This is a genomic window from Nakamurella sp. (assembly GCF_048594475.1).
Classification (GTDB): Bacteria; Actinomycetota; Actinomycetes; order Mycobacteriales; family Nakamurellaceae; genus Nakamurella.
Genome location: NZ_JBMDXT010000001.1, coordinates 1 through 5,509, shown reverse-complemented (window position 1 = coordinate 5,509; position 5,509 = coordinate 1). Strand labels below are relative to the sequence as shown.

Sequence of the window (5,509 nt, the reverse complement as noted above, 5' to 3'; positions counted from 1 at the left end):
AGGATCGCCGGCCGGCCGGGTGACCGGCGGGCGCCGGGCGACGGGCCGCTCGGCGCACCGCGGTCCGGGCCGCCGGTCGAGCGCAGGGGTTCCGGCCGGCCGCCGTGGCCGCCGGAGCGGGGGTGGCCGGTGTCGAGCCCGACGTACCCGGCGTCGCATCGCCGCCGGCCTCGGCGCCCGCCCTGACGGCCGACCGGACGGCCGAGGCGGCCGCCGGGGCGAGGGCCGTACCAGGGGCCGAGCCGACGGCCGGGTCGACGGCCGGATCGGCGGCCGGATCGACACCGGGGCGGGCGAGCGCCAGGGCCAGCACGGGCGGCACCACCGGCAGCGGCCGCACCGCGAGGTCGACGCGCCACTGCTCGAGCAACTCGAACAGAGGATCGCCCGGGGACGGCGGACGGTGCTCCCGCCCGGCTCGCGCGGGGTCGAGACCGGCGTCGGCGTCCGGACCAGGTCCGGGCCACGGACGGCCGGAGAGCAGGTCGACCCGCCGGTCGTCGGCCAGCACCCGATCGAGATCGACGACGGGCGCATCAGGGTCGACCGACCGTCGACCGTGACGGCGGGCCATCAGCTCAGGCGTTCGGCGCGCAGCGCGCCGGCCGCCAACCGCTGCCGGAGTTTGGCCAGCGCCCGGTGCTGGGACACGCGCACCGCGCCCGCCGTCATGCCCAGCGCGTCGGCGGTCTCCTCCGCGGTCAACCCGGCCACGACCCGCAGCCGGAGGATCTCCTGCTGCACCGCGGGCAGGTGGCGCAGCATGTCGTCGACCATCGCCGCGGCCGACGAGGCGACCACGAACTGCTCGGGACCGCGGTCGGTGGAGGGCGCGTCGGGAATGTCGGCGACCGGCAACGACCGGCTCCGGGCGGCCGCCCGATGCGCGTCGGCCACCTTGTGGGCGGCGATCCCGTAGACGAAGGCCAAGAACGGCTTACCCTCGCGCCGGTAGGAGGGCAGCGCCGTCAGGACGGCCATGCACACCTCCTGCGCGATGTCGTCCGCGGTGGCCAGGAACGCGGGACCGACCGACATCCGGGAGCGGCAGTAACGAACGACCACGGGGTGGATGCGGGCGATCAACGATCCGATCGCCGCCGACTCACCCTCGACCGCCCGATCGACCAGGTCGTCCAGCTCGGGCTGCTCGGCGGTGTCCGGCGGCTGCTCATTCATCGTCATCGGTGCCACCCCCGTTACACCGTCGATCGAATGATGCGCCGTGACCCGCCCGGGTGGCACCCTCCAACCCGATCCGGTCGCGCTCCCATGGTAGCGAGGCGACCGACTGTTGCCGCCGGCTTCGCCCATTCGGCGGACGCCTGCCGCGGGACCTCCGGGACGCGACGGCTTCGGCCGGTCGGGACGGCCGACGAACCGGCGCGCGGGTCAGGCGACGAAGCCGCGCCGGAAGCCGAGGGCGACGGCCTGAGCCCGGTCGCGGGCGCCGAGCTTGCGGAACAGCCGGCGGGCGTGCGTCTTGACCGTGTCCTCGGACAGGAACAGCTCGCGGCCGATCTCGCCGTTGGACTGGCCCTGGCTCATCCCCCGCAGCACCTGCATCTCGCGCTCGGTCAGCGGCGCCTCCCCGTCCGGGGTGTCCCGCAGGGCGGGCAGCCGGGGGGTGGTGAGGGTGTCGGCCAGCGCGGCGACGATCTCCGGCTGGGTGGCGTCCCAGCGCAGGAACCCGCGGGCTCCGCAGGCGATGGCCGCCGCGATGGACGCGGTGTCGTCGGGCGAACCGAAGACGATCACCACCGCGGACGGGTGAACGGCCAGGAGCCGACGGGTCGCCTCGATGCCACTGGTCAGCGCGCGCTGCGTGCCGATGAGGACGACATCGCTGGGCTGCCGCCCGTACCGGGCCAGCAGCTCGTCGCCACTGGCCACACAGTCGATGCCCTCGACCGACGGCACCGCTCCCATCACGCGCGTAAGACCGTCGCGAGCGCTTCGGCGCTCATCGCAAATAAGGACGCTGGTCACGAGACTCCCCCTGCAGACGGTGTGAATACTACTTGGCCGACGTCATTCGACGGAATGAGGCAGCCCCCGATCGGCCGTGTCGCTCGTGCGGGCAACCCGTCGGTCCGTGAGTCGACGGGCCGATCGCCGACCACGGACGGGCGATCCCGGTCCGCCATCCATCCTCCCAGGAGTGACTTCACAGAGCGTAGCTCTATCGTCACTTTCCGCATCCGGAGGGGGTCCCCCGACACACTGACGAGCCCGTGATCCGACTCACATTCGGCCGGGGCCCACCGAGTGGGGTCCCCGCGTCCGACAACGATGACGCGTCCGGTCCCAAGATCGACAAAAAACGTGATCAAGGTCTTGTCGGGGACGCAGGAGCGATCTAGGGTCTGGAGATCAACAGCGCCGAGATCAGCGCGGATCCGGCTCCAGGGCGACACGACACAGGCACTCCGGACGGCCCGAAGCCGGTACCCGGACGCCTGTTCCGAGCTGCCCCTCCGCGTCCTGACCCCCGGCTCTGTCGGCCCGACGAACCGCTTCCGTTCCGCTCGGACCTGTCCCAACGGGCGCCGACACCCGCGGCGCGCACTGCTGCAGAGGGGATCGACGTGGCGGACACCAGGCGCCTTCCCGGACCGAATGCGGACCTGTGGGACTGGCAACTGCACGCAGCCTGTCGCGGTATGGCCAGTTCGTTCTTCTTCCACCCCGAGGGTGAACGGGGCCCGGCCCGCGCGCGACGGGAGGCCCAGGCTAAGGCCGTCTGCTTCCAGTGTCCGGCGATGGCCGCGTGCCGCGACCACGCGCTGCGGGTCCACGAGCCCTACGGCATCTGGGGCGGCCTGTCCGAGAGCGAACGGGCTCAGCTGCTGACGCTCACCGGCGCCCACTGACCGTCCGGCCGACCGGCGGGCACGCGAGCGCCGCCGCCTGGGGTCCGTCCCGGCCCCCGGCCCATCGGCCGCCCGGCCCGCATCCCACACATCGCCCCCCGGCGCTCTTGCCCGTTCTCGAAGTCCCCGCCCGTCTGCGGGCACTCTGACACACCCCGGGGGCTGACGCACGATCGGACAATCGGCCCGGACCGGAAATTCCGCCCGAACCGCGCGCACGAGGCGACGTCACACCCTCCGTCACTCGATAGTAGTGCGCCGATCGGGTCGTTGGCCACCGTGAGCGGAATCCGGTTGGTACCAATGAGTGACGTCACCCACCGAAGCGGCCCCCGACCGGCGCTGCCGGCGGCCGAGACGGCACCGGGCCGCCCGACCAGAAGGTCGGACGGCCCGGAGCGCTCGTGCCTGGTCGGCCGGATCGATCAGTGGCTGTGCCCGTGGTGGCCGCCGGCGGCGCCGTGGTCGTGGTCGTCCTCGGGGACGTCCACGACGGTCGACTCGGTGGTCAGCACCATGCCGGCGATCGACGCGGCGTTGGAGACCGCGGACTTGGTCACCTTCACCGGATCGATGATGCCCGCCTTGACCAGGTCGACGTAGGTGCCGGTGGCGGCGTCGTAGCCCTCGCCCCGGGGCAGCCCGGCGACGCGGTCGACGACCACGGCACCCTCCTGGCCGCCGTTCGCGGCGATCCAGTAGGTCGGCGCGGTGAGCGCCTTGCGCACGATGCCGACGCCCAGCGCCTCGTCGCCCGACAGCTGCTCCTGGAGCTCGGCCAGACCCGCCGCCGCGTGCACCAGGGCGGACCCGCCGCCGGCGATGATGCCCTCGGCGACCGCCGCCTTGGTGGCGTGCACCGCGTCCTCGATGCGGTGCTTGCGCTCCTTGGCCTCGATCTCGGTGGCCGCGCCGACCTTGATCAGCGCCACGCCGCCGGCCAGCTTGGCCAGCCGCTCCTGCAGCTTCTCGCGGTCCCAGTCGGAGTCGGTGCTCTCGATGTCCTTGCGGATCTGGGCCGCCCGCTCGGCGACCGCCTCGCGGGAGCCGCCGCCGTCGACGATGGTGGTCTCGTCCTTGGTGACCACGATCCGCCGGGCCGAGCCCAGCACCTCGGTGCCGACCTCGGCGAGCTTGAGCCCGACCTCGCTGGACACGACCTCGGCCCCGGTGACGATGGCCAGGTCCTGCTGGAAGGCCTTGCGCCGGTCGCCGAAGAAGGGCGCCTTGACCGCGACGACGGTGAACGTCTTGCGGATCGCGTTGACCACCAGGGTGGACAGCGCCTCGCCGTCGACGTCCTCGGCCACGATCAGCAGCGGCTTCTTGGCCTCCAGCACCTTCTCCAGCAGGGGCAGCAGGTCGGCCAGCGCGGAGATCTTCTCCCGCACCAGCAGCACCAGCGCGTCCTCCAGGACGGCCTCGCCGGCCTCCGGGTCGGTGGCGAAGTACGGCGACAGGTAGCCCTTGTCGAACTGCACCCCGTCGGTGTACTCGAGCTCGGTGGCCAGGCCCGAGTGCTCCTCGACGCTGACCACGCCGTCGGCCCCGACGTGCTCCAGCGCGTCGCCGAGCAGCTCGCCGATGACCTCGTCCCGGGAGGCGATGGTGCCGACGTTGGCGATGGCGGCGCGGTCGCCGGCGACCGGGGTGGCCCACTCGGTCAGCAGCTCGTTGACCCTGTCCGCGGCCTGGGCGATGCCCGAGCGCAGCGCCAGCGGGTTGGCCCCGGCGGTGACGTTGCGCAGGCCCTCGGCGACGATCGCCTGGGTCAGCACGGTCGCGGTGGTGGTGCCGTCGCCGGCCACGTCGTTGGTCTTGGTCGCCGCGGTCTTGGCCAGCTGGGCGCCCATGTTCTCGTTCGGGTCGGTCAGCTCGATGTCGCGGGCGATGGTGACGCCGTCGTTGGTGATGGTCGGGCCGCCGAACTTCTTGTCCAGGACCACGTACCGGCCGCGCGGGCCGAGGGTGACCTTGACCGCGTCGGCCAGCTTGTCGACGCCGCGCTGCAGCGCCGCGCGCGCGTCGGTATCGAAGCGGATCTGCTTCGCCATGTCTTGTTCCAGTTCTGTTGGCTCGTCGATCGGCTCATCGATCGGCTCGTCGGTGGGAGCAATGGAGGACCGTGGTCCTCACGTCTTCGAGGCAGCCCCAGATGACCGCGCCCCGGCCCCCCGCGCGTGCGGGTGGCCGGGGCGGGGTGGGAACTGCGGACCGGCCGGTGGGCGCGGGCTCACCGGCCGGTCGACATCACTTGCTGACCTTGGCCAGGACGTCGCGCGCGGACAGCAGCAGGTACTCCTTGCCCGCGTACTTGACCTCGGTGCCGCCGTACTTCGAGTAGATGACCACGTCGCCCTCGGCGACGTCGATCGGGATCCGCTTGCCGCTGTCGTCGTACCGGCCGGGTCCGACCGCGAGGACGGTGCCCTCCTGCGGCTTCTCCTTGGCGGTGTCGGGAATGACGATGCCGGACGCGGTCGTCGTCTCGGCCTCGTTGGCCTCCACGAGGATCTTGTCCTCGAGCGGCTGGATGTTCACGCTCGCCACGGTGTGACCTCCCCCTTCTGGGGTTCGTTCGCGCGGCGGCCACCCCGGACGGGGCGCCGTCGACATGATTGTCTGCCTGTCCCGGC

5 protein-coding genes and 1 pseudogene are annotated in these 5,509 nt (G+C 72.5%); 1 reads left to right on the top strand and 5 read right to left on the bottom strand.

What is annotated here, in order from left to right:
- The 3 genes and pseudogenes from ACOJUF_RS00030 to ACOJUF_RS00020 all read right to left on the bottom strand — a co-directional run.
- Positions 1-574, bottom strand: a pseudogene (locus ACOJUF_RS00030) (hypothetical protein); the annotation flags it as partial.
- Complete coding sequence (gene shbA / locus ACOJUF_RS00025; protein WP_420119813.1) at positions 574-1,179, bottom strand: RNA polymerase sigma factor ShbA; 606 nt, start codon at positions 1,177-1,179, stop codon at positions 574-576. The pseudogene ACOJUF_RS00030 and the gene shbA, both read right to left, overlap by 1 nt.
- Before the next feature lie 213 nt (positions 1,180-1,392).
- Positions 1,393-1,989 (bottom strand): LuxR C-terminal-related transcriptional regulator, encoded by a 597-nt coding sequence (locus ACOJUF_RS00020; RefSeq protein ID WP_420119812.1) that lies wholly within the window; start codon positions 1,987-1,989, stop codon positions 1,393-1,395.
- Between the two features lie 599 nt (positions 1,990-2,588).
- On the opposite strand from ACOJUF_RS00020, the gene ACOJUF_RS00015 reads away from it, so the two are divergent.
- On the top strand, positions 2,589-2,873 hold the full coding sequence (locus tag ACOJUF_RS00015) for a WhiB family transcriptional regulator (RefSeq protein WP_420119811.1): 285 nt from the start codon (positions 2,589-2,591) through the stop codon (positions 2,871-2,873).
- A gap of 425 nt (positions 2,874-3,298) precedes the next feature.
- On the opposite strand, the gene groL is transcribed toward ACOJUF_RS00015, so the two are convergent.
- Positions 3,299-4,927 carry a chaperonin GroEL gene (gene groL / locus ACOJUF_RS00010; RefSeq protein WP_420119810.1) on the bottom strand — a complete coding sequence of 543 codons (1,629 nt, stop codon included), beginning with the start codon at positions 4,925-4,927 and terminating at the stop codon, positions 3,299-3,301.
- A 196-nt stretch (positions 4,928-5,123) separates the two neighbouring features.
- The gene (gene groES / locus ACOJUF_RS00005; RefSeq protein WP_395725330.1) at positions 5,124-5,423 is read right to left on the bottom strand and encodes a co-chaperone GroES; all 300 of its coding nucleotides are present in this window, start codon (positions 5,421-5,423) and stop codon (positions 5,124-5,126) included.
- Positions 5,424-5,509: the final 86 nt, after the last annotated feature.

Bases quoted from the DNA above. Each gene is read 5' to 3' on its own strand.
- groL (WP_420119810.1), bottom strand. From the start codon at position 4,927: ATGGCGAAGCAGATCCGCTTCGATACCGACGCGCGCGCGGCGCTGCAG.
- shbA (WP_420119813.1), bottom strand. From the start codon at position 1,179: ATGAATGAGCAGCCGCCGGACACCGCCGAGCAGCCCGAGCTGGACGAC.